At 66.4% G+C, this 22553-nt stretch carries 24 protein-coding genes; 4 read left to right on the top strand and 20 right to left on the bottom strand.

Features of this window, described 5'->3' with window-relative positions:
• Positions 1-3: 3 nt before the first annotated feature.
• Positions 4-930: an alpha/beta hydrolase gene (locus V2B31_RS12675; protein WP_328279041.1), complete on the top strand. Its 927-nt coding sequence runs from the start codon at positions 4-6 to the stop codon at positions 928-930.
• 7 nt (positions 931-937) lie between these two features.
• Here the strand turns inward: V2B31_RS12675 and nusB are convergent, their stop codons facing one another.
• From nusB to V2B31_RS12580, 19 genes are all read right to left on the bottom strand, one after another.
• A complete protein-coding gene (gene nusB / locus V2B31_RS12670; RefSeq protein WP_328279040.1) occupies positions 938-1384 on the bottom strand; it encodes a transcription antitermination factor NusB in 447 nt (148 codons plus the stop codon).
• Positions 1385-1456: 72 nt separating this feature from the next.
• Positions 1457-2746, bottom strand: coding sequence for a histidinol dehydrogenase (gene hisD / locus V2B31_RS12665; protein WP_328279038.1), 1290 nt, complete (start codon positions 2744-2746; stop codon positions 1457-1459).
• Between the two features lie 135 nt (positions 2747-2881).
• Positions 2882-3544 carry an ATP phosphoribosyltransferase gene (hisG, locus tag V2B31_RS12660; RefSeq protein WP_328279035.1) on the bottom strand — a complete coding sequence of 221 codons (663 nt, stop codon included), beginning with the start codon at positions 3542-3544 and terminating at the stop codon, positions 2882-2884.
• A 234-nt stretch (positions 3545-3778) separates the two neighbouring features.
• Complete coding sequence (gene mnmA / locus V2B31_RS12655) at positions 3779-4882, bottom strand: tRNA 2-thiouridine(34) synthase MnmA (protein WP_328279033.1); 1104 nt, start codon at positions 4880-4882, stop codon at positions 3779-3781.
• Between the two features lie 44 nt (positions 4883-4926).
• Positions 4927-5529, bottom strand: a complete 603-nt coding sequence (locus V2B31_RS12650) for a hypothetical protein (protein WP_328279031.1) — start codon at positions 5527-5529, stop codon at positions 4927-4929.
• Positions 5526-6230, bottom strand: coding sequence for a HupE/UreJ family protein (locus V2B31_RS12645; protein ID WP_328279029.1), 705 nt, complete (start codon positions 6228-6230; stop codon positions 5526-5528). The genes V2B31_RS12650 and V2B31_RS12645 overlap by 4 nt, the downstream gene beginning before the upstream one ends.
• The gene (locus V2B31_RS12640) at positions 6227-6604 is read right to left on the bottom strand and encodes a hypothetical protein (protein ID WP_328279027.1); all 378 of its coding nucleotides are present in this window, start codon (positions 6602-6604) and stop codon (positions 6227-6229) included. Before V2B31_RS12640 ends, V2B31_RS12645 begins: the two co-directional genes overlap by 4 nt.
• Before the next feature lie 23 nt (positions 6605-6627).
• The gene (locus V2B31_RS12635; RefSeq protein WP_328279025.1) at positions 6628-7368 is read right to left on the bottom strand and encodes a DUF4198 domain-containing protein; all 741 of its coding nucleotides are present in this window, start codon (positions 7366-7368) and stop codon (positions 6628-6630) included.
• Between the two features lie 139 nt (positions 7369-7507).
• On the bottom strand, positions 7508-9304 hold the full coding sequence (locus V2B31_RS12630; protein WP_328279023.1) for an ABC transporter ATP-binding protein: 1797 nt from the start codon (positions 9302-9304) through the stop codon (positions 7508-7510).
• Entirely contained in the window at positions 9301-10128 is an 828-nt protein-coding gene (locus V2B31_RS12625) for an ABC transporter permease (RefSeq protein ID WP_328279021.1), read from the bottom strand. The genes V2B31_RS12630 and V2B31_RS12625 overlap by 4 nt, the downstream gene beginning before the upstream one ends.
• A complete protein-coding gene (locus V2B31_RS12620) occupies positions 10125-11105 on the bottom strand; it encodes an ABC transporter permease (RefSeq protein WP_328279019.1) in 981 nt (326 codons plus the stop codon). Before V2B31_RS12620 ends, V2B31_RS12625 begins: the two co-directional genes overlap by 4 nt.
• The gene (locus tag V2B31_RS12615; protein WP_328279017.1) at positions 11102-12640 is read right to left on the bottom strand and encodes an ABC transporter substrate-binding protein; all 1539 of its coding nucleotides are present in this window, start codon (positions 12638-12640) and stop codon (positions 11102-11104) included. The genes V2B31_RS12620 and V2B31_RS12615 overlap by 4 nt, the downstream gene beginning before the upstream one ends.
• Before the next feature lie 14 nt (positions 12641-12654).
• Positions 12655-13842: a DUF1624 domain-containing protein gene (locus tag V2B31_RS12610; protein WP_328279015.1), complete on the bottom strand. Its 1188-nt coding sequence runs from the start codon at positions 13840-13842 to the stop codon at positions 12655-12657.
• 143 nt (positions 13843-13985) lie between these two features.
• Positions 13986-15152 carry a M20 aminoacylase family protein gene (locus V2B31_RS12605; protein WP_328279012.1) on the bottom strand — a complete coding sequence of 389 codons (1167 nt, stop codon included), beginning with the start codon at positions 15150-15152 and terminating at the stop codon, positions 13986-13988.
• 2 nt (positions 15153-15154) lie between these two features.
• A complete protein-coding gene (locus V2B31_RS12600) occupies positions 15155-15658 on the bottom strand; it encodes an Lrp/AsnC family transcriptional regulator (protein ID WP_328279010.1) in 504 nt (167 codons plus the stop codon).
• A 14-nt stretch (positions 15659-15672) separates the two neighbouring features.
• Positions 15673-17061: an aspartate aminotransferase family protein gene (locus tag V2B31_RS12595; protein WP_328279008.1), complete on the bottom strand. Its 1389-nt coding sequence runs from the start codon at positions 17059-17061 to the stop codon at positions 15673-15675.
• A 141-nt stretch (positions 17062-17202) separates the two neighbouring features.
• Positions 17203-18273 carry a tartrate dehydrogenase gene (locus tag V2B31_RS12590; protein WP_328279006.1) on the bottom strand — a complete coding sequence of 357 codons (1071 nt, stop codon included), beginning with the start codon at positions 18271-18273 and terminating at the stop codon, positions 17203-17205.
• A gap of 12 nt (positions 18274-18285) precedes the next feature.
• Complete coding sequence (locus V2B31_RS12585; protein ID WP_328279004.1) at positions 18286-19749, bottom strand: NAD-dependent succinate-semialdehyde dehydrogenase; 1464 nt, start codon at positions 19747-19749, stop codon at positions 18286-18288.
• The gene (locus tag V2B31_RS12580; protein WP_328279002.1) at positions 19746-20606 is read right to left on the bottom strand and encodes a GNAT family N-acetyltransferase; all 861 of its coding nucleotides are present in this window, start codon (positions 20604-20606) and stop codon (positions 19746-19748) included. The genes V2B31_RS12585 and V2B31_RS12580 overlap by 4 nt, the downstream gene beginning before the upstream one ends.
• 310 nt (positions 20607-20916) lie before the next feature.
• Between V2B31_RS12580 and V2B31_RS12575 the strand changes: the two genes are divergently transcribed.
• From V2B31_RS12575 to V2B31_RS12565, 3 genes are all read left to right on the top strand, one after another.
• Entirely contained in the window at positions 20917-21216 is a 300-nt protein-coding gene (locus tag V2B31_RS12575; protein WP_328279000.1) for a hypothetical protein, read from the top strand.
• A 104-nt stretch (positions 21217-21320) separates the two neighbouring features.
• Positions 21321-21620, top strand: coding sequence for a CtrA inhibitor SciP (gene sciP / locus V2B31_RS12570; protein ID WP_328278998.1), 300 nt, complete (start codon positions 21321-21323; stop codon positions 21618-21620).
• Between the two features lie 200 nt (positions 21621-21820).
• A complete protein-coding gene (locus tag V2B31_RS12565) occupies positions 21821-22075 on the top strand; it encodes a GlsB/YeaQ/YmgE family stress response membrane protein (protein WP_328278996.1) in 255 nt (84 codons plus the stop codon).
• 64 nt (positions 22076-22139) lie between these two features.
• On the opposite strand, the gene V2B31_RS12560 is transcribed toward V2B31_RS12565, so the two are convergent.
• The gene (locus V2B31_RS12560) at positions 22140-22388 is read right to left on the bottom strand and encodes a GlsB/YeaQ/YmgE family stress response membrane protein (protein ID WP_328278994.1); all 249 of its coding nucleotides are present in this window, start codon (positions 22386-22388) and stop codon (positions 22140-22142) included.
• Positions 22389-22553: the final 165 nt, after the last annotated feature.

Raw genomic sequence — 22553 nt, 5'->3', positions numbered from 1 at the left:
AGGATGCGCTGGATCAGGATGCTGGGGCTTGTGCTGGCGATGCTGGCGGGCAACGCGACAATGGCGCAGCCGCCTTCGAGCGGGCGGCTGGTGGAAATGGGCGAGTTGCCCTCCGCCTTAGTCGGTCCGCGCGCTGTGACCCTCTGGCTGCCGCCGGGCTATGAGCGGGGGCGGGACCGCTACCCCGTGATATACATGCACGACGGGCAGAATCTGTTCGACGCGAAGAAGACCAATTTCGGCGTCGAATGGGGCATGGACGAAGCGATGGCGCGGCTCGCCTCGCTTGGTATCGGCCGCGCCGCGATCATCGTCGGCATCCACAGTACGGCGCTGCGCTACCGCGAATATATGCCGCGCGGCGTCTATGACCGGCTGCCGCCCGCTTATGCGAAACTGGTGCGCGACAGCCATGACGGTGAGCCTGTGTCCGACGCCTATCTGCGCTTCATCGTTGAGGAACTAAAGCCGCGCATCGACCGCGCCTATCGCACGCGGCCGGGCAGAGCCGACACCGCGATCATGGGCTCCTCCATGGGCGGGCTCATTTCGATCTACGCACTCGGCCGCTACCCGGAGATTTTCGGCCAGGCGGCGGCGCTCTCGGTGCACTGGCCGCTGGTCGGCGCGCAGGCGGCGGGCAATGTGCCTCCCGACGCCCCCGCTATCGTCACGACGGCTTTCGCCGCCTGGCTCAAGGACAGCCGCGTCGATCCGCGCGTCAACCGCCTCTATATCGATCATGGCACGGCAACGATCGACGCCTTTTATCCGCCCTTCGCGCGGGCGATGGAGGGGGTGCTGGCGACGCGCGGCTGGCGGACTGGCTACGCTTTCCAGAGCCGGATCTTCACCGGCACCGCGCATGACGAGCGCGCCTGGGCCGAGCGGGCGGACATTCCTCTCGCCTTCCTGCTGGCGCGCCCCTGAAGGGGGTTCAGCGGCGCACGTCCTTCGCCACCGCATCGAGCAGACCGTTGACGAACCCCGCCTCGCGCTTGTCGTAGAAGGCGTGGGCGACATCGACATATTCGCTGATGACCGTGCCGGTGCCGACATCCTTGCGCGCGAGCAGTTCATAGGCGCCAGCGCGCAATATCTGGCGCATCGGCTTGTCGAGCCGCTCAAGGCTCCATCCGGCCGACAGGCGCGCGGCGATGAGCGCGTCGATCTCCGCGCGGCGCTTGTCCACGCCGGACACGACATCGTCGAAAAAACCTTCCTCCGCCTGCGCATAGGTCACGTCCTCGATCGTCGCGCCGAGCCGGTGCTGGTGGAATTCATGGAGCAGGGTCGCGAGCGGCGTTCCCTCCATCTCGATCTGGTAGAGCGCCTGCACCGCGGCAAGGCGCGCGGCGGAGCGGGATTTGGAGCGGTCGTTCATGGATTTTCCCTACTCCGTTCGGTTCGAGCTTGTCGAGAACCGGTTCTCGACAAGCTCGAACCGAACGGATGTTTATTTGAGGCGCAGCGCCACCGAAGCCGCGTGGGCGGGCAAGCCCTCCGCCTCCGCCAGCGCCACGGCGGCGGGGCCGATCGCGCCGATGGCGTCGCGCGAGAGGCTGAGGAAGCTGGTCCGCTTCATGAAGTCGAGCACCGACAGGCCCGAGGAGAAGCGCGCGCGGCGGCCTGTGGGCAGTACATGGTTCGGCCCCGCGACATAATCGCCCACCGCTTCCGGCGTCATCCGGCCCAGGAACACGGAGCCGGCATGGCGCACCTGCGCGAACAAGGGTTCGGGATCGTCCACCGCCAGTTCCAGATGCTCGGGCGCCAGGGCGTTCACCAGCGGCATCGCCTCGTCCAGATTGCGCACCAGGATGATCGCGCCATTGGCGTCCCAGCTCGTCCGCGCGACCGCGCTGGTGGAAAGCGCCGGGATTTGGCGCTCCACCGCAGAGGCGACCGCGTCGGCGAACGCCGAATCGTCGGTGAACAGGACCGACTGGCTGGTCGGGTCATGCTCCGACTGGCTGAGCAGGTCGGCGGCCGTCCATTCGGGGTCGTTCTTCCCGTCGGCCACCACCACGATCTCGGACGGCCCAGCCACCATGTCGATGCCGACCACGCCGTATAGCTGGCGCTTGGCCTCGGCGACCCAGGCGTTGCCAGGGCCGGTGATGACATCGACTGGCCTGATGCGCTCCGTGCCATAGGCAAGCGCGGCCACCGCCTGCGCCCCGCCGACGCGCCAGATTTCCTCGATCCCCGCGATCTGCGCGGCGGCCAGGACCAGCGGATTGATCTCGCCATTGGGGGTCGGCGTGACCATGGCGATGCGGCGCACGCCCGCCACCTTGGCCGGGATGACGTTCATCAGCAGCGAACTGGGATAGGCCGCCCGCCCGCCCGGCACATAGAGGCCGGCCGCGTCGACCGCGCTCCACCGCGCGCCCAGGCGCACGCCCGCTGAATCCACGCCGTCGCTGTCCTGCGGCTTCTGCTTCTCATGATAGGCGGTGACGCGCGCGGCCGCGAGTTCCAGCGCGTCGCGCAATTTGCTGGAGAGGCCGTCCAGCGCCGCGCGCGTCTCCGCCGCCGTCACCGACCAGCCGCTGACATCGAGATCATGCCGGTCGAAGCGTTGCGTGTAATCGGCGAGCGCGGCGTCGCCCCCGGCCCGCACCGCCTTCAGGATCGCGGTCACGTCGCGCGACACGTCCTCGTCGGCTTCGCGGCGGGCGTCCACCAGCGCGGTGAAGGCGGCGGCGAAGTCGGGGTCGGTGGTGGAGAGGCGGAGGGTCATGGCTTTACCATCCCGCCCTGTGAGGGGAGGGGAACCACGAAGTGGTGGAGGGGCGTCGCGCTATCGTGAGGGGGACACCCCTCCGTCTGGCCTTCGGCCAGCCACCTCCCCTTGCAGGGGAGGATGAAGGTTAAATCATGCCGCATCCTGCACCCCCACCGCCGCGCGAAACGCCTCGACCAGCGGCGTCAGGTCTGCCGAACGCATCTTGTAGGCGGCGCGGTTGACAATCAGGCGGGCGCTGATCTGCATGATGACATCTGTCTCCACCAGCCCGTTGGCCTTGAGCGTCGCGCCCGAGGAGACGAGGTCCACGATCCGCCGCGACAGGCCGAGCGACGGGGCCAGCTCCATCGCGCCGTTCAGTTTCACGCACTCCGCCTGAAGCCCGCGCGCCTCATAATAGCGGCGCGTCAGGTGCGGATATTTGGTGGCGACGCGGACATGGCTCAGCGCGGCCTGATCCTCGTCGGCCAGCCCGGCAAGCTCGGCAACCGACAGGCGGCAATGGCCGATGTCGAGATCGACCGGTGCGTAAAGCTCGGAATAGCCATATTCCTCCACCACGTCCGATCCCACAATCCCGATCTGCGCCGCGCCATGGGCGACGAAGGTGGCGACGTCGAAGGCGCGGACGCGGATGATCGAGATGTCGGGCCGGTTGGTGGCGAAACGCAGCGCGCGGCTCTTCTTGTCATGGAACTCGGCCTCTGGCTCGATCCCGGCGCGCGCGAGCAGCGGCAGCGCCTCATCGAGAATGCGTCCCTTGGGAATGGCGAAGGTGAGCGGGCGAGTCATGACGCGCGGCACTTAGGCGCGGGGGCGGCAAAGGGCAAGGTTCGGGCTCTCTCGACGAACCTTCTCCCTTGAGGGAGAAGGATATGAAGCCTTACGGAGCGAAGCGAAGTTAGGCGGAGTTGGATGAGGGGGTAGCCAAAGCGCATTCATCTGGCGGTATCCCCCTCACCCAGCTTCGCCTAAGCGGCAAAAGCCGCCAAGGCTACGCAACCCTCTCCCTCAAGGGAGAGGGAGTTAGGCCTCCACCATCGCGCTTTGCGTGCTGGCGATCCAGCCGCCGCCGAGCACGCGGTCGCCGGCGTAGAGGACCGCCGCCTGCCCCGGCGCGACGCCGAACTCGGGCGCGTCGAAGAGCAGGCGGTCGCCCTCCAGCCGCGCCGGGACGGGCTTCGCCATCGACCGCACCTTGGCGGTCAAAGGCCCGGTGAAATCGCTGCCTAGCCAGTTGATGTCCGAGAGCAGCGCGCCCGACACCGCCAGCGCCGCCTTCGGCCCCACGATCACGCGGCGGCTTTCCGCGTCCAGCCGCACCACATAAAGCGGCTCTGCCTGCCCGCCAATCTCCAGCCCCTTGCGCTGGCCGACCGTGTAATGGATCAGCCCTTTGTGCCGACCCAGTTTCCGGCCATCGACATGGACAATATCGCCGCCCTCGTCCGCGTCCGGGCGCAGTTTCCGCACGATCTTCGCATAGTCGCCGTCGGGGACGAAGCAGATGTCCTGGCTGTCCGGCTTCAGGGCCACGGAAAGGCCAAGCTCCGCCGCGATCTCGCGGACCTGCGGCTTGGGCAGGCCACCCAAAGGGAAGCGCAGATAGTCGAGCTGCGCCTGGGTCGTGGCGAACAGGAAATAGCTCTGGTCGCGGGCGGGATCGGCGGCGCGGTGCAGCTCCGCGCCCGCCGATCCCTCGACCCGCCGGACATAATGGCCGGTGGCGAGGCAGTCCGCGCCGAGATCGCGCGCGATCTGGAACAGGTCGGTAAATTTGACGCCCATGTTGCACTTCACGCACGGAATGGGGGTGCGCCCCGCCATATATTCGTCGGCGAAGTCGGCGATCACCGAGTCGCGGAAGCGGCTTTCATAGTCGAACACATAATGGGCGATGCCGATGCGGTCGGCCACGGCGCGCGCATCGCGTATGTCCTGCCCCGCGCAGCAGCTGCCCGTCCGTCCCGTCGCCGCGCCATGATCGTAGAGTTGGAGCGTGACGCCGATAACTTCCGCGCCAGTCCTGGCGGCCAACGCCGCGACGACGCTAGAATCCACACCGCCCGACATGGCGACGACGATGCGCCGCGCGGAGAGCGGCTCAGGCAACTGGAATTGGGGCTGCATGGCGGCGCATATAGGGCAGCAGCGCTCGCCGTGCAAAGCCGGGCTTATTTCCGCTCGAACAGCGCCTCGTAGAAGCCGTCGGTCTTCACGGTTATGGTGACGGGGACATCCTCGCGATTTTTCCAGTACCAGCCATGGGTGCCGGCGAAAGGCGCGGTGAAGCTCCCCTGCGCGCTTTTGATGTCCTTCTGCTTCCAATAGTCGGTGAATTCGTCTTCGTTGCCGCCGGTCGGTTCGCCATGCATGTCGGCGCGCACCGGCCCGGTCGCGGTCCAGCGGAAGTTGAAGCTGTCGCCCGCCTTCATCTGCGCCTTGACCTCGATGCCGGTATGCGGCGCGAGGGTCAGGGTCATCTCGTCGCTGCGGTAGGGGGTCGTCCGGGCGATGCTGGCCTGCGTCTGCGGCGGGACGGCATAGACGGTGGCGGCGGGTGCCGGGGGTGGGGCTGGCTCGGCGACGTCCTGCTCGCCCGCCATCTGCGTCAGGCCGATCGCGCGGCCGATGCCGGTCGGATCGACGCCATATTCGGCAGGCAGCACGAACACGACAAGGATCGCCGCGCCGCCCAGGACAGCGGCAATGGTGGCGCGCAGCAGGGTCGCGCGGGACGCTCGATAGGGCGCAGCGACGGAAGCGGGAGCGGTCACAGGCTCTTCTCCATGGCGAAGCCGGCAAGCTGGTAGCCGGTGAGGACGATGCCGGCGCACATCAGCGCGCTGTTGGCGACGACGACGTTGCGGCTGAAGCCGGGCGAGCGCCGCCATAGGCTCATCAGGATCAGGATGATGCTGAGCGCGATGAACTGGCCCATTTCGACGCCGATGTTGAAGCTCACAAGATTGGGAATCAGACCTTCGCGCGAGGCGATAAGATCCTGAAGCTTGGTCGCAAGGCCGAAGCCGTGGAAGAAACCGAAGATCAGCACCGCGACCTTCTGGTTGGGCTGAAACCCGATCAGCGTCGGAAACGCGCCGAGATTGTCGAGCGCCTTATAGACGACCGACAGCCCGATGATCGCGTCGATCAGGAAAGGGTTGGCGTGGATGTTGAAGAAGACGCCCGCCAGCAATGTCGTGCTGTGCCCCAGCGCGAACAGGGTCACATAGGCGCCGACATCCTTCAGCCGATAGAGGAAGAAGATGACGCCGAACAGGAATAGCAGATGGTCGTATCCGGTCACCATATGCTTGGCCCCCAGATAGATATAGGGGACGATGTTGACGCCGGGATTGTTCTGGATGAAGGCCTTGTCGCCCTCCGCCACGCCATGCGCGGCGGCGGGATCGACGAAACCCGCCGCGAGCGCGAGGCCGGCAAGGGCGAGAAGCGCGGCGCGCCGTCCGCTCATTTGATCGCGAAGGTCGCGGTCTGGCGCGCTTGCGTCTGCTTGTTGACGACCAGCACGCCGACCCGCGCGCCGGCAGGGATTTTCGCGCCCTTGGCGACGAACTGGTTGCCCTTCGCCGCGACCAGCGGAAATTCGGTCTTGGCCGATCCGGCGGTGACGATCAGCTTGCCGGTCATCGTTGCGGCGGGCACCTCGTCGCCATCCTCCATGATGTAGAGCGACGCGCCGGCGGGGGCGCGGACCAGTTCGAACACGGTGTCGCCGACTTCGACGACCTGGCCGCCATGGCGCGGCTTGTCATCGCCATGGGCGAAAGCGGGGGCGACGGATAGAGCGAGCGCCGATGCGATTGCAAAAGGCAGGAACTTCATCATGGATTCTCCCGATCCGGTCAGGGTCATTCAGGCTTGTGGGCCAGCGTGAAGGCGAGCGTTGCCGTATGCTCGTAGCGATCCGTCTTGGCCGGATTGTCGGTCGGCGTGACGAGAACGGCGCGGATGACATTCAGCCCCTGATTGCGGACGGGAAGCGTCACCGTGCCGTCCGCCTTGGTCTTCACCTCGACCGCATCGGGATCATTGACCATGTCGTTGATGACCCCGGCCCCTTCCACCGGCTTGCCCTTCCAACTGACGCGATAGGTCAGCGGCTCGCCCGGCTTTTCCGGGATTTTCCCGACCGGCACGATCTGGAGCGCCTGCGCCGCGATCAGCGGCACCGGCTTGGTCAGCTGCCCCTGGATCGTCACCGCATATTTGATCGTCGTCTCGGTCTTTGTCGAGGTCGGCAGCTCTTCCCGTGTCTTCTTGACGATCTCGCCATCGGGCGCCCAGGACCAGGTGCCGTTCTGGAGCACGGCGCTGACGATTGCGGGAGGCTCGTCAGTATCGACCACGACCAGCGACCCGTTGGCGCGAAGCTGCGCGCCAATGGGGTTGAGATCGGCGTCCCACGCCTCAACGCTTTCCATGTTGGGCTGGCGCTTGACCGCTTCGAGGTCGTCCGCCCCGACGCCGTAGATGATGGCAATCTGCTTGGCGCGCTGGGCGAACCAGATGCCATGCGCGTCAGCGACGGCCGGGGCGAGGATGGCGGCGCTTATGGCCGCCGGCCAGGCAAGACAGTTGAACTTCGCCACGCTGTTTCTCCACTGCTGTTATGCGACCGAGCCTATGGCAGCGGATCGGCAGGATTCACCATTTTGCACCGGGCCTTGGCAGGATGCGCCGTTTGGACGGCTCGGCAAAGCAGGTGCTGCATCGGCCGGGCGACGCAGATCAATGCGTCAATTGCCCCTCGGTGCGGTGGCACAGGATGCTGTTCCCCGCCGCCATCGGCCGCAGGGGCGGAACCATGCTGTCGCAGAGACCTGGGATCGCCGCCGGGCAACGCGGCAGGAAGCGGCACAGGTCCGGCTGCTCGCCCAGATGGGCGAAGGGCGTAACGGCGCGCGCGCTCTCGTCGGCCAGCCAGTCGGTTCGCATTTCGGGAACAGAGGAGATCAGCAGATCGGTATAGGGATGAAAAGGCGCGGCCGCATAGCTGGCGCAATCGCCGCTTTCCACGCGGGTGCCCTTGTAGAGCACGACGATGTCGTCGCACAGCGCCTTCACTGTGGCGATGTCATGGCTGATGAAGAGATAGGCGACGCCCAGGTCGCGCCGTAGTTCGGCGAGCAGGTCGAGGATCGCGCCGCGCACCACCGTATCGAGCGCGGAGGTGACCTCGTCGCACAGGATGATGTCGGGATCGGCCGCCAGAGCCCGCGCCAGATTGACGCGCTGCTTCTGCCCGCCCGACAGTTCGGCGCAATGGCGATCGGCGACTCCGGCGGGCAGGCGGATGAGGTCCAGCAGTTTCGCCACGCGCCGCGCCGCATCCGGCCCGCGCAGGCCGTGATAGAAGCGCAGGACGCGGCCCAGTATTTCGCCGACGCTGTGCGCGGGATTGAGCGCGACATCGGCATTCTGGAACACGATCTGAACCCGGCGCAACTGCTCGCGGGTGCGGCCCGCCACGGTGGGCGCGAGCGGCGTGCCGTCGAGCGACACCGTCCCGGCGGTCGGCGCGAGCAGTCCGGCGACGACGCGCGCGACGGTGGACTTGCCCGATCCCGATTCGCCGATGACGCCGACGGCCGCGCCGCGCCCGATCGTCAGGCTGGCGTTGCTCAATACCGGGTTGGCGGGGCGGCCGGCCTTGTCCACCGGGCCGTAGCCGGCGAACACACCATCGATCGCCAGCAGCGGATCGGCGGCGCGCGCGGGCGCGACGTGCGTGGCTACAACGGGATGGGCAGCCGCCATCAGCGTCCGGGTGTAATCGTCCGCCGGCGCTTCCAATATCGCGTGAACGGCATTCTGCTCGCGCACCTGCCCACGATTGAGCACCAATATATGGTCGGCCATCTGCGCCACGACGGCGAGGTCGTGCGAGACATAGACGCCGGTCGCGCCTTCCTCCCGCACCACCTTGCGGAAGGCTTGCAGCACTTCGACCTGGGTGGTGACGTCGAGCGCGGTGGTCGGCTCGTCGAAGATGACGAGGTCCGGCTTGGTGATGAGCGCCATCGCCGCCATCAGCCGCTGGAGCTGACCACCCGACAGTTCGTGCGGGTAGCGGCTGCCGATCGTTTCGGGCTGCGGCAAGGCGAGCGCGCGGAACAGGTCGATCGCGCGGGCGCGAGCGGCGGGGGGGGTCGCGGTGCGGTGGATCAGCGCCGGCTCGATGACCTGGTCGATCACCCGGCGCGACGGGTTGAAGGCCGCCGCCGCGCTTTGCGCCACATAGGTGATGCGATGCCCTCGCTGCGCCGCGAGCGACGCGTCGCCCTGCCTGTCGAGCCTGGCGTCGCCGACGCGGATGTCGCCGCCGATCACCGCCCCGCCCCGGCCATAGCCCATCAGCGCGAGCGCGATCGTGGTCTTGCCCGACCCCGATTCGCCGATCAGCGCCAGCACTTCACCTTTCGGGACAGCGAAGGATACGTCATCCACGATGCGCAGCGGCGCGCCGCCCGGTCCCCGGACGGTGACGCTGAGGCCGCGCGCTTCGACATGGGGCCGCTCGCTCATTTCACGCCCCCTTGGGTGGCGGCGTCGATCAGCAGGTTGACCCCCACGGTCAGGCTGGCGATGGCGACGGCCGGCGCGAGGATCGCCAGCGCGCCTTCGGCCAGGCCCGACACATTTTCGCGCACCAGCGAACCGAGATCGGCATCGGGCGGCTGGAGACCAAGCCCCAGGAAGCTGAGGCCCGACAACAGCAGCACGATGAACACGAAGCGCAGGCCGATGTCGGCGAACAGCGGCCGGATCATGTTAGGCAGCATTTCGACAAGGGCGATGTGCAACCGTCCTTCGCCGCGCGCCCGCGCCACCTCGACATAATCGAGCCGCGCGAGCCCTACCGCGAGCGATCGAGCGATACGGAAATTGCCGGGGACATAGGTCACAGCGACGATCAGCGTCAGCAGCAGCAGCGACGAGCCGAAAGCGGCGACCAGCACCAGCGCGAAAATCTTGGCAGGAATGGAGATCAGCGTATCCATGCCGCGCGCGAGCAGTTCGTCGAGCCAGCGGGGGCCGACGGCGGCGGTGAGCGCAAGACCGGTGCCGATCGACGCGGCGATGGCGACGGCGACGGCGGACAATCCAACCGTGAAGCGCGCGCCGACCAGCAGCCGGCTCAGCACGTCGCGGCCGAGGAAATCGCTGCCGAACCAGAAGAGGCCGCTCGCGCCGGCGAACACTTCTTCGCTGACGAACGCGCCCGGCGAATAAGGCGCGAGCCACGGCCCGGCGATCGCTGCGACGATCCAGAAGCAGACCAGCGCCAGGCCGATCTTGCCCGACAGGGGCAGCGCGCCCGCGCGGCGAAGGAGTCCCCGGCGCTTCATCCGTGCCGAAGCCTCGGGTTGGCGAGGATCGCAACCGTGTCGGCGACCAGCACGAGGAGGAGATAGGCGGCGCAGAAGATCATCGCGCACGCCTGGAGCAGCGGCATGTCGCGCGAGGTGACGGCGTTCACCATCAGGCTGGCGAGACCGGGATAGCTGAAGATCGTTTCCACGATGATCGCACCTCCGAACAGATAGGACAGGCTGAGCGCCATGGCGTTGACGACCGGGCCGACCGCGTTGGGCAGTACGTGGCGGAAGATCAGATGAACCGGCCCCACCCCCTTCAGTCGCGCCATTTCGACATAGGGGCGGTCGAGTTCGGCGATGATGGCGGCGCGGATCATGCGGCCAAGCTGCGCGATCACGCCGACCGCAAGCACCATCACCGGCATCGCATAAGCGCGGACGAACTCGCCGAATGTCGGATCTTCGGGCACCAGCGCGATCGAGGGGAGCCAGAGCAGCTTTACCGACAGGATCAGCACGGCGATCGTTGCTACGAGAAACTCGGGCAGCGCCACCATCGAAAGGGTGAGGATGTTGAGCGCCCGGTCGAGCCCCCGCCCGCGCGCCACGGCCGAGACGATGCCGATCAGGAAGGCGAAAGGCACCGACACCAGCGCCGCCAACACGGCGAGCGTCAGCGTGTTGGGCAGGCGCTCCGAAATGATGTCCGCCACCGGCTGGTTGGCGACGAGCGACTGGCCGGGATCGCCGGTGACGATGCCCTGGAGCCAGCGCGCGTAGCGGACCGGACCCGGCTGATCGAGGCCCATCTCATGGCGCAACGCCGCCACCTGTTCGGGCGTAGCGCTTTGTCCCAGCACTTCCTGCGCGGCGTCGCCAGGCAACAGGCCGCTGATGGTGAAGATGACCAGCGACACCAGGAACAGGGTGAGGATGGCGAGTCCGATGCGATGGATGATGAGCCGCACCGGCCCCCGCCAGCGGGATGCGGTCGGCGCGCCGCTCATGCGTCCCACCAAACATGGTCGCCGAAGGTATAGGCCATGAAGCCGCCCAGCGGGATCGGGAAGATGCCCTTCAGGCGGCGATCGAACCCGTCCATCAGGCTCTGAAACACGGGGATGCCGACGCCGCCATGGCTGTGCACGATCCACTGCATTTCGCCGTAGATCGCCCTGCGCTGCGCCTCGTCGGTCGATCGCCGCGCTTCCAGCAGCAGCCGGTCGAAGCGCGGATTATTCCAGCCCGATTCGTTCGACAGCGCCTTGGACTGGAAGAAGAGGCTGAACATCATGTCGACCGTCGGGCGCGGGTTGACGTTGCCGAAGGTCAGCGGATGCTTCATCCAGTGCGACGCCCAATAGCCGTCGCTCGGCACCCGGTTGATCGCCAGATGCAGGCCGATGCGCGCGGCATGTTCCTGAAGCACCGATCCCATGTCGACCGATCCGTTGGCGGCCGGCGAGACATAGACGGGCAACCGCGTGCCGAGCAGCCCGGCGCGCTTCAGGAGAAAGCGGGCGCGATCGGGATCGAACCGGCGCTGCGGGATGTCCGCATTATAATAGGGGCTGAAGGGCGGCACCGGATGGTCGTTGGCGATCGTCGCATAGCCGCGGAACAGGGCGCGCTTGATAAGCTCGCGATCGAGCAGATATTTCATCGCCAGCACGAAATCGGGATGACCGGTCACCGGATTGTCCCGCCGCATGATGAGGTCGGTGAAGAGGCCCGACTTGGTTTCCATGAAGGCATGGCCGGGCGAGGCGCGCAGGCGCTTGACCGATCCGGGGCTGACCGCGTTTATCATCTGCACGTCGCCTGACAGCAGCGCATTGACGCGCGATATCTCGTCGGGGATGGCGATTACCTCTATCTCTTCCAGATAAGGGCGGCCGGGCTTCCAGTAATTGGGGTTGCGGCGCACGACGGTGCGGATGCCGGGCGCGAAGGCGCGGCAAATATAGGGGCCGGTGCCATTCGCCACGCTGAAATCGCGGCGGCCATTTTCGACGATCAGGAAATGGGGCTGGGCGAGGATGACGGGCAGGTCGGGGTTTGGTCCGGTCAGCCGCAGCTCGACGTCGAGCGGGCCGGTCTTGCGCGCGCGGGCGAATTGTTCGGCGACGGCCAGCGCCTTAGAGCCCGTGGCGGGATCGCGGTGGCGCATCAGGGAATAGACCACATCGTCCGCCGTCAGCGGCTTGCCATTGTGGAAATGGACGCCTTTGCGGAGGCGGATGTGCCAGACGATATTGTCGCGCGTCTCGATCCTTTCGGCGAGGCCCGGCAGCGCGCGCAGCTGGCCGTCATATTGGGTGAGGCCGCTGTAGATAAGGTACAGCCGCATATAGTCGGTCGACAAATTGCCCTTGGCCGGATCGAGCGTGTCGGCGGTCGAGGCGGCGATGCTGGCGACGCGGATACGCCCGCCGACCTTGGGTCGGCCAGTGGCCGCGCTTGCGCCACCCACGGCCACCCCGGCAGCCAGTCCGCCCAGCAGCGTCCGTCGCGACAGGTCGGTGGAGATGACGGTCGCCATGGGCCTCTCTCCGCTCAGAAATATTTGAGCCAGGCGATGTCACGGCGGCGGCGCTTCAGCCGCGAATACCAGGCCGTCGGAATGTAGAGCGGCACGATCATCGCCGCATACCAGACGAACACCCAGTTATAATTGTCGAACGCGAAATATTGGCCGTGGGTCGGGCCCCAGATCGCCAGCGCGCTATGGTAGAGGATGCGCAGCACGAAAAGATGGAGGATGTAGAAGAACATCGGCGCGCCGCCGAACACCGCCAGCGCCGAAATCAACCCCGTGTCCTTGATCCGATCGAACAGCACGAGCAGGAGCGCGCCACCGCCAAGCGTCGGCAACAGGAACAGCAGCGACGGGGGATATTTGGTGAGCGAGATGAAGCCGATCAGCGTACGAACCGGATCGCCTTCGACCACGAACCATGGCTTGTCGCCATAGAGGTTGAGCAGGCGCAGCGCGATGAAGGCCGCGATCATGCCGAAGCCCAGAATGAGCAGCCGCCGCTGCCGCACATCGGCCGGCACATCACCACGGAACCAAGGCCCGATGCCGAAGCCGAGCAGGATGACGCCGACCCATGGCAGGATGGGGTAGGTCGTCTTGGCGACGAGGCCGAATGCCAGCGGGAAAGTGTCGCGCTGGTGCAGCATCGCCCAGAGCGGGAAGAGGCTGTCGTCGGGCGTGAGGCGGATCGGGTCGAGCAGATTGTGAAGGCAGACCAACGCGAGACCAAGGCCGATCAGCGCCGGACGCGGCAAGTGGCGGAGCGCCGCCAGGATAATCATGCAGAGGCCAATGCACCAGATCACCTGCATCCATAAGGTGGGCTGCGGCACGATTCCCCAGTAGAAGAAGGAGAGCGGGAACAGTTCGAGCGCCATCAGCAGAAGCCCGCGCTTGAGCAGATAGGCGGTCGTCTCCTGCGCTGTGTGGTGGATGCTGAACAGATAGACGCCAAGCCCGGTCAGCGCGACGAAGATCGGGGCGCAGAAGCTGACGGCAAAGCGCGCGAAGCCCATCGCCGGCAGGATGGTGGTCGCGTCGATCGGATCGGTCACCGGGATGTGGATGAAGAATGTCTCGCGCAGATGGTCGAGCAGCATCAGCACCATGACGAAACCGCGCAGCGCGTCGATATTCTGAAGCCGGCTGGCGACCGCAGCCGCCGGCGTCCGGGCCGCGGCCGGAGCGACCATAGTCTGTGTCATCGAAGCGTTGCTTGCCATCTGCTCGTCCCCTGTCGCCAAGCGGCATAGTTGCATGCCGATCATGCGGATGTTACAAAGCGGCGTATATCGTGTTTCGCCCCCGCCCGGCGCTTCCTGCCGGTCCGGCGGCCCCGCGTGAAATATTATAGCGCGGCGTTTTCGCCGCCCCCAAGATGCCGCTCGACCAGCGCGACATGCAGGCGCACGCCCAGTTCCAGCACATCGTCGTTGAAGTCATAATGCGGGTTGTGCAGCGGCGGCGAACCCGGCGCCTTCGCCTGCCCCAGCCAGATATAGGCGCCCTGGCACGCCTGGAGCATGAAGGCGAAATCCTCGGAGGTGAAGGCGGGATCGGGCGCGATCCGCGCTTCGCCGACGGTTGCGGCGGCGGCCAGCGCTTCCGCCGCCGCTTGCGGGTCGTTGATCGTCGCGGGATAATAGCGCGTGTAGTCGACGTTGGCCGTCACCTCGCCCGCCAGCGCGACGCCAGCGGCGATCTCCCGGACCGACGCCTCGATCCGGTCCTGCACCGCCGGGTCGAAGGTGCGGACGGTGCCGGATACGGTCACGAGGGCGGGGATCACATTATGGGTGTGGCCGCCATGGATCTGCGTGATGGACAGCACGGCCGAGGCGGTCGGCGCGATCCGCCGGGAGACGATGGCGTTCAATTGCTGCACCAAGGCCGCCGCCGCAAGGATCGCGTCGGGGGTATCCTGCGGGATAGCGGCATGGCCGCCGCGCCCCTCCAGCCTGATCTCGAACTTGTCGGCCGCGCCCATGATCGGGCCGGGCCGGGTGGCGATCGTCCCGGCGGGAAGGTCCGGCCAGTTGTGGAGGGCAAAGACGCGATCGCACGGGAAGCGATCGAACAGCCCTTCCCGCACCATTTCCCGCGCGCCGCCCTGCCCTTCCTCGGCCGGCTGGAACAAGAAGTTCACCGTGCCATCAAAGCGGCGGGTCCGCGCCAGATGCTGCGCCGCGCCCAGCAGCATGGCGACATGGCCGTCATGGCCGCAGCCATGGAATTGCCCCGGCGTGCGGCTGGCATAGGGAAGGTTGGTCTGCTCGTCGATCGGCAGCGCGTCCATGTCCGCGCGCAGGCCGATGCTGCGGCCCGACTCGCCGTTCCGCAGCACGCCGACGACGCCCGTGCGGCCGATCCCCTCATGCACCTCAAGCCCCAGCGCGCGGAGTTGCTCGGCGATGCGGCCGGCGGTGCGATGCTCGCAGAAACCGAGTTCCGGGTGGGCATGGATGTCGCGGCGGAAGGCGACGAGCGGTTCGATGAGGTCGGCCAGATCGCTCATCGTCACGCCCCGTGCCGCTGTTCGCCGAACAGATGCTGGATCGGATAATGATGCTTGATGAAGGGCGACTTGATGACGACGTAGCTGAAATATTTCTCGATGCCGTAATCGCTTTCCAGCATCCCTTCGACGATCGACTGGTAGTGCGCGACGCCGCGCGTCACGAATTTCAGCAGATAGTCGTAGCCGCCGCTCACAAGATGGCATTCGACGATCTCGTCCAGCTTGCGGATGCGCGCCTCAAAACGGGAGAAGTCGCCGGAGCGATGCTCGGCCAGCGTCACTTCCGTAAAAACGGTCAGATATTCGCCGAGCTTGTGCAGGTTGATGTGCGCGCCATAGCCGGTGATATAGCCGGCCTTCTCCAGCCGCTTGACGCGGGTGAGGCAGGGGCTGGGCGACAGGCCGACCGCATCGGCCAGCTCGACATTGGTGACCCGGCCCGATTGTTGCAACTGCGTGAGGATCTTGAGGTCGATCCTGTCCAGCTTAGGTCCGCCCAACATGCCCTTTGCCCCTCTTATGCGACCGCAGCGCGAATATCCGCCTCTTCCAGCAGGTCGTCCAGCGTTTTGCGGATGCGCCCGAAGATCATGTCCATCTCCTCGTCCGATGCGCAGAGCGCCGGGGCGAGGCCGATGATATTGTCGCCGAAAGCGCGGAAGATGACGCCGTTGGCATAGGCTTTCGCGAAAAGACGGTCGGGCAGCTTGAGCGCCGGGTCGAACCGCGCCTTGCTGTCCTTGTCCGCGACCAGCTCGATCGCACCCAGCAGGCCCCTGCCCCGCGTGTCGCCCACCATCGGGTGGTCGGCAATGGCGGCGAGGCCCGCCGCGAAGCGCGCGCCGACCTTCTGCCCGTTCGCCAAAATGCCGCCCTCGGTATAGAGGCGGAGCACCTCAAGGCCCACCGCCGCGCTCACCGGATGGCCCGAATAGGTCGCGCCATGGCCGATCACCATGTCCGCCGCCGCGCCATCGGCGATGCCCTGATAGACCTTGTCTGACATCAGCAGCGCGCCCATCGGAACATAGCCCGACGTCAACCCCTTGGCCACAGTCATCAGGTCGGGCGTCACGCCCTCCGCTTCGCAGGCGAACATCGGGCCGGTGCGGCCGAAGGCGGTGATGACCTCGTCGGCGACCATCAATATGCCCAGCTCGTCGCACGCGGCGCGGATCGCCTTCAGCCAGCCGACCGGCGGCACGATGACGCCGCCCGACCCCTGGATCGGTTCGCAGAAGAAGGCAGCGACATTGTCCGCGCCCAATTCCGCCACCTTGTCCTTCAATTGCTGCACCGAACGGGCGATGATCGCGGCATCATCGCCCTCCAGATCGCTGCGATAGGGATAAGGCGACGGAATATGATGCTGCCAGCGGAGCGGCAGGTCGAAATTGCGGTGGAAGTTGGCGAGCGCGGTCAGCCCGGCCCCGGTGCTGGTCGAGCCATGATAGCCGCGATCGAGCGCGATGCACTGTTTCTTCTGCGGCTTGCCGATCGCGTTGTAATAATGGGTGATGTAGCGGATCGCGGCATCGACCGCGTCAGACCCGCCCAGGGTGAAATAGACATGGTCGAGGCCCTCGGGGCTGAGGTCCACCAGTCGTTGCGCAAGGCGCGCGGCGGGCTCGTTGCCGAAATGGAAATAGCCGGTCGCATAAGGAAGCCGGCGCATCTGCTCGGCCACTACCTCGACGATGCTGTCCTGCCCATAGCCCACATTGACGCACCAGAGGCCGGCAAAGGCGTCCAGCAGATCGCGCCCGTCCATGTCGGTCAGCCACATGCCCTTGCCGCTCTGGAGCATGGTCGCGCCCCGCGCCTCGTGCGCGCGGAAGGAGGTGACGGGGTGGATCAGATGGTCGCGGTCAATATCGAGGATCGACCGGTTGGAATGCAGCGTCATGATCGGGCTCGCCCTTGTGGTCATGCCGACCAGACTAGGCGCGCGGAGCGGAGGGAAAGCCCAAGTTGCGCCATGCGGCGGCGCTTAGCGCGTCTTTGGAGCGAAGTCCGCGGCATAATCTGCCGCGCGCCTTTGGGCGGTTCAGGCGAGCGCGTCCGCGATCGCCCGGCCGCATTCTTCGGTCGTGGCCTTGCCCTTGAGGTCGCCCGTGCGCAGGCGGGGTTCGGCCAGCACCGTCTCCACCGCGCGCATGATCGCGGCAGCGGCTTGCGCCTCGCCCAGATGCTCCAGCATCATCGCCGCCGACCAGATTTGCCCGACCGGGTTGGCGACGCCCTTCCCCGCAATGTCGGGAGCGGAGCCATGGACCGGCTCGAACAGCGAGGGCGCGGTGCGATCCGGGTTGATATTGCCCGATGGCGCGACGCCGATCGTGCCGGTGCAGGCCGGGCCGAGATCAGAGAGGATGTCGCCGAACAGGTTGGACGCTACCACCACGTCGAAGCGGTCGGGGTTCAGCACGAACTGCGCGGTCAAGATATCGATATGATATTTGTCGTGCGTGACCGTCGGATAGTGTTTCGCCATCTCCTCCACCCGCTCGTCCCACCAGGGCATGGTGATGGCGATGCCGTTGGACTTGGTGGCGGAGGTGACATGCTTGCGTTCCCGCGTCGCCGCCAACTCAAAGGCGTAGCGCAGCACGCGATCGGTGCCGTGGCGGGTCATGACGGTTTCCTGGATCACGACCTCGCGATCGGTGCCCGCGAACATCTTGCCGCCGACCGCGCTATATTCGCCCTCGGTATTTTCGCGCACCACCCAGAAGTCGATATCGCCCGGCTCCCGACCCACCAACGGACAAGGCACGCCGGGCATCAGGCGCACCGGGCGCAGATTGACATATTGGTCATATTCGCGCCGGAACTGGAGCAACGATCCCCAGAGCGAGACGTGATCGGGCACGGTGTCGGGCCAGCCCACCGCGCCGAAGAAGATGGCATCGGGCGAACCGATCCGCTCCTTCCAGTCGTCCGGCATCATCTGGCCATGCTTGGTGTAATAGTCGCAACAGGCGAAATCCTGCCATGTCTGCTCGATCGCAAAGCCATAGAGGCTGGCCGCGCGCTCCAGCACGCGAACGCCCTCCGGCATGACTTCCTTGCCGATGCCATCGCCGGGGATGACCGAAATCGTGTAGCTGCGCGCCATAGTGCCCCCGCTCTAGAGTTTCAGACCGCCGATATGGAATGCCTTGGTCTCAAGATATTCCTCGATTCCCGCATGGGCACCTTCGCGGCCGAGGCCCGATTGCTTGATGCCGCCGAAGGGCGCCATTTCCATCGCCATGCCGCCGGTGTTCAGCACCACCATGCCGGCCTCCAGCCGCTCGCCGACGCGGAAGGCGCGGTGGAGATTTTCGGTGTAGAAATAGCTGGCGAGGCCGAAGCTGGTGTCGTTTGCGAGGGCGATTCCTTCCGCTTCGTCATGGAAGCGGAACAGAGGCGCGACCGGACCGAACGTCTCCTCGCTGGCAAGGCGCATGTCGCGAGTCGCGCCGGTCAGGATCAAAGGCGTCGCGAACCGCTCGCCGGTCGCGCCCTCAGGCGCCTGGGCGAAGATGGTCGCGCCGTGCGCCAGCGCATCCTCGACATGGGCGGCGACCTTCTCCACTGCCGCGCGGTTGATGAGCGGGCCAATCGTGCTGCCGTCCTGATCGCCGGGCGCGACCTTCAGCGCCGAGACCGCCGCCGCCAGTTTCTCCGCGAAAGCCTCATAGACGCTGTCCTGCACCAGGATGCGGTTGGCGCAGACGCAGGTCTGGCCCGCGTTGCGGAATTTGCTCGCCATGGTTGCGGCGACCGCGAGGTCGAGGTCGGCATCGTCGAACACCAGGAGCGGCGCATTGCCGCCCAGTTCGAGGCTAAGGCGCTTGATCGTGTCCGCGCTCTGCCGCATCAGCAGCGCGCCCACGCGGGTCGATCCGGTAAAGGACAGTTTGCGGACGGTCTCGCTGCCGGTCAGCGCGGCTCCGATCGGCGCGGCCTGGCCCGTGACGATGTTGATGACGCCGGCGGGAAAGCCCGCTTCCTCGGCCAGCTTGACCAGCGCCAGCGCGCTGAACGGCGTGAGTTCGGACGGCTTCACCACCACCGGGCATCCAGCCGCCAGCGCGGGCGCGCACTTGCGGGTTATCATCGCGGCCGGGAAGTTCCAGGGCGTGATCGCGGCCGAGACGCCGACGGGTTCCTTGAGGATGAGAATGCGGCGATTGGCTTCGGGCGCGGGGATGATCGCGCCGTCGATGCGGCGGCCTTCCTCCGCGAACCATTTGATGAAGCTCGCCGCATAGCGGATCTCGCCCTCGGCTTCGGCGACCGGCTTGCCCTGTTCGGCGGTCATGATGTGGCCGAGGTCGGCGACATGATCCATCACCAGCGCATGCCAGCGCTCCAGCAGCGCGGCGCGGTCCCCCGCGGTGCGGGCGCGCCACGCCGGCCAGGCCGCCTGCGCAGCGTCGATCGCGGCCTGGGTGTCGGCCTCGCCGCAATCCGGGATCGTGCCGATGACAGCGCCCGTCGCCGGATTGTCGACCGGCATCGTCGCGCCGGAGGACGCGCCGACCCATTGGCCGCCGATATAGGCGTGCTGGACCAGAAGAGCGGGATTTTTGAGCGAGAAAGTCATCCGAGCGCCTGCGTCGTGAGAGTGAAGGTCCGTACCGAAGCATCGGCCTGCGGCGGGCGGCCGCGCGCCATGCGCATCACCTGGCCCACGCGCGGCAGGCCCAGTTCCTCCAGCCATTCGCCAAGGCCGCTGTCTTCGGGAATGTCGAGGCGGCAGAAGCTGCCCGCCTGGGAACCCAGCCAGTGCGAGATCAGCGCCTTCGCCCCGCCGACATCGGGCGCGACGGTCGGGCCGATGACATGGCCGCGGCCGAATCGGCGGAAGAGGGAGAAGCCGACCGGATCATTGCCGCGCGTCAGCACCACGCCTTGCGCGCCGGGCACCAGCGCGTCGAGCAGCGCATCGCGGTCCATGCCGCTCGCCCGGCGCGAAAGATCGTAGAGCGCCGGCATGTCCTTGGCGCCCAGCGGACGCACCCGCTCTTCGGGCAGAAGCGCCGCAATGGGCACGGAAAAGGCCGCGCCCTGATGCTGAAACACCGCGCCGATCGGGGCGAACCCCATAGCCGCGAAAAGTTGCTCCGCCGTGTCGCCGGGCGCGCTCAGCAGCACGGTGCGCCCGCCAAGATCGTTCAGAACCGCGTCCATCAGCCGCTGGTCGACGCCCGGCTCCGAAACCTGCGGCGACACGATGACCATGCCCAAAGTCGCTGCGTCCGCGCCATAGAGCCACGCCATTGCCGTGCCGACGATCCCGTCCTCGCTTTCGGCGACATAGCCGAAGCCGAGGCTGAGCAGCATGTCCCAATCCTCGACCCGGTGCGGCCATTTCTTCGCGTTGGAAAGGGACTGGGCGGCGCGCAGATCGTCCACCGTCATCGCTCGCAGCCGCACCATCGCCTCTATGCTCGTCGCCATGCTTGCTCCCCGGCGGATCGCACCCGCCTGTCGCGCCATTAAAGATCGGTTCCGGGCAGAGATAATGGCGCGTCCCAAGCATTGGCTGCCGGCTTGCGCCCGTTTTCGGAACATTATGGCGCGCAATGGGCTGGCGCGCCTGCCCACCATGCCGCCGGCACCGCTGGAGCGCGGCTTGGCTCAAAGGTTAACAAATTCCTTCGCCTAAATCGCGCGATCGGGACCAGATGGGCCGAACCGCCGGTCAAGCGAGCCATCTGCCTTTCACCCCATTTACCGACCCTTATCCATTGCCGGGTAGAAGGAGGCCATGGATCTGAGTTTCCTCCGGGGTGGTGGGCTTAAGCCCGGTGCAACCCGCCCCGCCGGTCGGCCAAAAGTGCCGGCCTGGCCGTTCCTGCGGGCCGCTACGGCGGCGGCGCAGGCGGCTAGCCCCACCGCGCAGGCGGTGGCGGGCGTCCTGCGGGGGCAGGACGGGAGCGACGACTGGATCGAGGAGCTGGCGGGAATTTTCGCGCCGCGCTCCGGCGGCATGATCGAAGCCGTGCGTCTGACGGGAAGCTTCAACCCGTTGATCGCGAGCCGTTTAATCGGGGGCAAAGGAAGATGAAGGCGGTGTTTACCGTGGCGCTTTAGCCCCTGTTCAGGGCTGATGTGTATCAAGGTTCGCACGGCTGAATTCGACAACGCCAGTGCCGCATATTGAGGGTAAGAATGATCGAGAACCAGAAAATCAGGCCCGCCCAGGTCGTCGGGCCGCTCGGGGAGCCCCTGACGCTGGACAGCCTGCCGCCGTCGGATACGACGCGCTGGGTGGTGCGGCGCAAGGCCGAGGTGGTGGCCGCCGTCAATGGCGGGCTGCTGAGCGTCGATGAAGCCTGCGCCCGCTATAATCTGACCCTGGAGGAATTCGCCGGCTGGCAGCGCGCAGTCGATCGGTCGGGGATGCACGGGCTGCGCGTCACGCGCATCCAATATTACAAGTCCCTCTACGAACGGCAGCAGAAATATTGAGCGCTTGCCCGCGGGCTGGCTGACGGAAAGGGGCCGCTGGACGAAAGTCCGGCGGCCCCTTTCGTTTCGGGGGCGCGAATAACGGCGGCGGGGGCAGATGGTTTCCGGGCCGGAATCATTTTTACGACCATGGAACGCGACGGAATATCGGCCGTTGAACCCTGCACCCAACCCGCTGGGGGCGTGGCAAGGAGAGTATCATGGGCATCATTCTGTGGCTTATCGTCGGCGGCATCATTGGCTGGCTCGCCAGCATGGTCATGCGCACCGACGCGCAGCAGGGCATCCTGCTCAACATCGTGGTCGGCATCGTCGGCGCTTTCATCGGCGGTCTGATCTTCAGCGGCGGTTCGATCAACGAAGGTCTGACCGTTTACAGCTTCCTCGTGTCGCTGGTCGGCGCGATCATCCTGCTGGCGATCGTCAACCTCGTGCGTCGCGGTTCGGTGCGCTAAGCGCCGTTTCGCCAGACTGCTTCAAAAGGGCCGTGCGGGAAGCGCGGCCCTTTTTTCGTGCGCCTTACCGGCGCGCGGCGAACCAGCGATAGATGGCGAGCACGGCGATTGCGCCCAGAACGGCGGCGATGAAGCCGGCGCCCTGCCCCGGCCGGTAGATGCCCGCCAGCCGGCCGACGAACCCCGCCAGCAGCGCGCCGGCGATCCCCAGCAATATGGTGACGACGCAGCCGCCCGGATCGCGGCCCGGCATGACCAGCTTCGCCAGCGCGCCGGCCAGCAGACCGATGAAGATCCATCCCAGAAAATCCATGCCGCGCTCCTCTCCCCACCCGACGGGCGCCCCTCTTGCCGAACGAAGAATGCGCTTCCATTCCGCCATGCACAAGCGTCGCGATACGGATCATTATGGCTCTGCCGTCCCGCGATGAAGCATGATAAATGGGGTTGAGCCGGGTGCTATATTCATATAACACAG

This window comes from Sphingobium sp. (assembly GCF_036170395.1).
Classification (GTDB): domain Bacteria; phylum Pseudomonadota; class Alphaproteobacteria; order Sphingomonadales; family Sphingomonadaceae; genus Sphingobium.
Note: the sequence above shows the minus strand (reverse complement) of the source record. Positions and strands in the feature narration are given on the sequence as shown.

Bases quoted from the DNA above. Each gene is read 5' to 3' on its own strand.
- hisD (WP_328279038.1), bottom strand. From the start codon at position 2,746: ATGACCCTCCGCCTCTCCACCACCGACCCCGACTTCGCCGCCGCCTTC.
- V2B31_RS12585 (WP_328279004.1), bottom strand. From the start codon at position 19,749: ATGACTTTCTCGCTCAAAAATCCCGCTCTTCTGGTCCAGCACGCCTAT.
- V2B31_RS12625 (WP_328279021.1), bottom strand. From the start codon at position 10,128: ATGAAGCGCCGGGGACTCCTTCGCCGCGCGGGCGCGCTGCCCCTGTCG.
- V2B31_RS12645 (WP_328279029.1), bottom strand. From the start codon at position 6,230: ATGAGCGGACGGCGCGCCGCGCTTCTCGCCCTTGCCGGCCTCGCGCTC.
- V2B31_RS12605 (WP_328279012.1), bottom strand. From the start codon at position 15,152: ATGAGCGATCTGGCCGACCTCATCGAACCGCTCGTCGCCTTCCGCCGC.
- V2B31_RS12610 (WP_328279015.1), bottom strand. From the start codon at position 13,842: ATGACACAGACTATGGTCGCTCCGGCCGCGGCCCGGACGCCGGCGGCT.
- V2B31_RS12675 (WP_328279041.1), top strand. From the start codon at position 4: ATGCGCTGGATCAGGATGCTGGGGCTTGTGCTGGCGATGCTGGCGGGC.
- V2B31_RS12560 (WP_328278994.1), bottom strand. From the start codon at position 22,388: ATGGATTTTCTGGGATGGATCTTCATCGGTCTGCTGGCCGGCGCGCTG.
- V2B31_RS12600 (WP_328279010.1), bottom strand. From the start codon at position 15,658: ATGTTGGGCGGACCTAAGCTGGACAGGATCGACCTCAAGATCCTCACG.
- V2B31_RS12565 (WP_328278996.1), top strand. From the start codon at position 21,821: ATGGGCATCATTCTGTGGCTTATCGTCGGCGGCATCATTGGCTGGCTC.
- V2B31_RS12640 (WP_328279027.1), bottom strand. From the start codon at position 6,604: ATGATGAAGTTCCTGCCTTTTGCAATCGCATCGGCGCTCGCTCTATCC.
- V2B31_RS12620 (WP_328279019.1), bottom strand. From the start codon at position 11,105: ATGAGCGGCGCGCCGACCGCATCCCGCTGGCGGGGGCCGGTGCGGCTC.
- mnmA (WP_328279033.1), bottom strand. From the start codon at position 4,882: ATGCAGCCCCAATTCCAGTTGCCTGAGCCGCTCTCCGCGCGGCGCATC.
- sciP (WP_328278998.1), top strand. From the start codon at position 21,321: ATGATCGAGAACCAGAAAATCAGGCCCGCCCAGGTCGTCGGGCCGCTC.
- V2B31_RS12630 (WP_328279023.1), bottom strand. From the start codon at position 9,304: ATGAGCGAGCGGCCCCATGTCGAAGCGCGCGGCCTCAGCGTCACCGTC.
- hisG (WP_328279035.1), bottom strand. From the start codon at position 3,544: ATGACTCGCCCGCTCACCTTCGCCATTCCCAAGGGACGCATTCTCGAT.
- V2B31_RS12580 (WP_328279002.1), bottom strand. From the start codon at position 20,606: ATGGCGACGAGCATAGAGGCGATGGTGCGGCTGCGAGCGATGACGGTG.
- V2B31_RS12595 (WP_328279008.1), bottom strand. From the start codon at position 17,061: ATGACGCTGCATTCCAACCGGTCGATCCTCGATATTGACCGCGACCAT.
- nusB (WP_328279040.1), bottom strand. From the start codon at position 1,384: ATGAACGACCGCTCCAAATCCCGCTCCGCCGCGCGCCTTGCCGCGGTG.
- V2B31_RS12575 (WP_328279000.1), top strand. From the start codon at position 20,917: ATGGATCTGAGTTTCCTCCGGGGTGGTGGGCTTAAGCCCGGTGCAACC.
- V2B31_RS12615 (WP_328279017.1), bottom strand. From the start codon at position 12,640: ATGGCGACCGTCATCTCCACCGACCTGTCGCGACGGACGCTGCTGGGC.
- V2B31_RS12590 (WP_328279006.1), bottom strand. From the start codon at position 18,273: ATGGCGCGCAGCTACACGATTTCGGTCATCCCCGGCGATGGCATCGGC.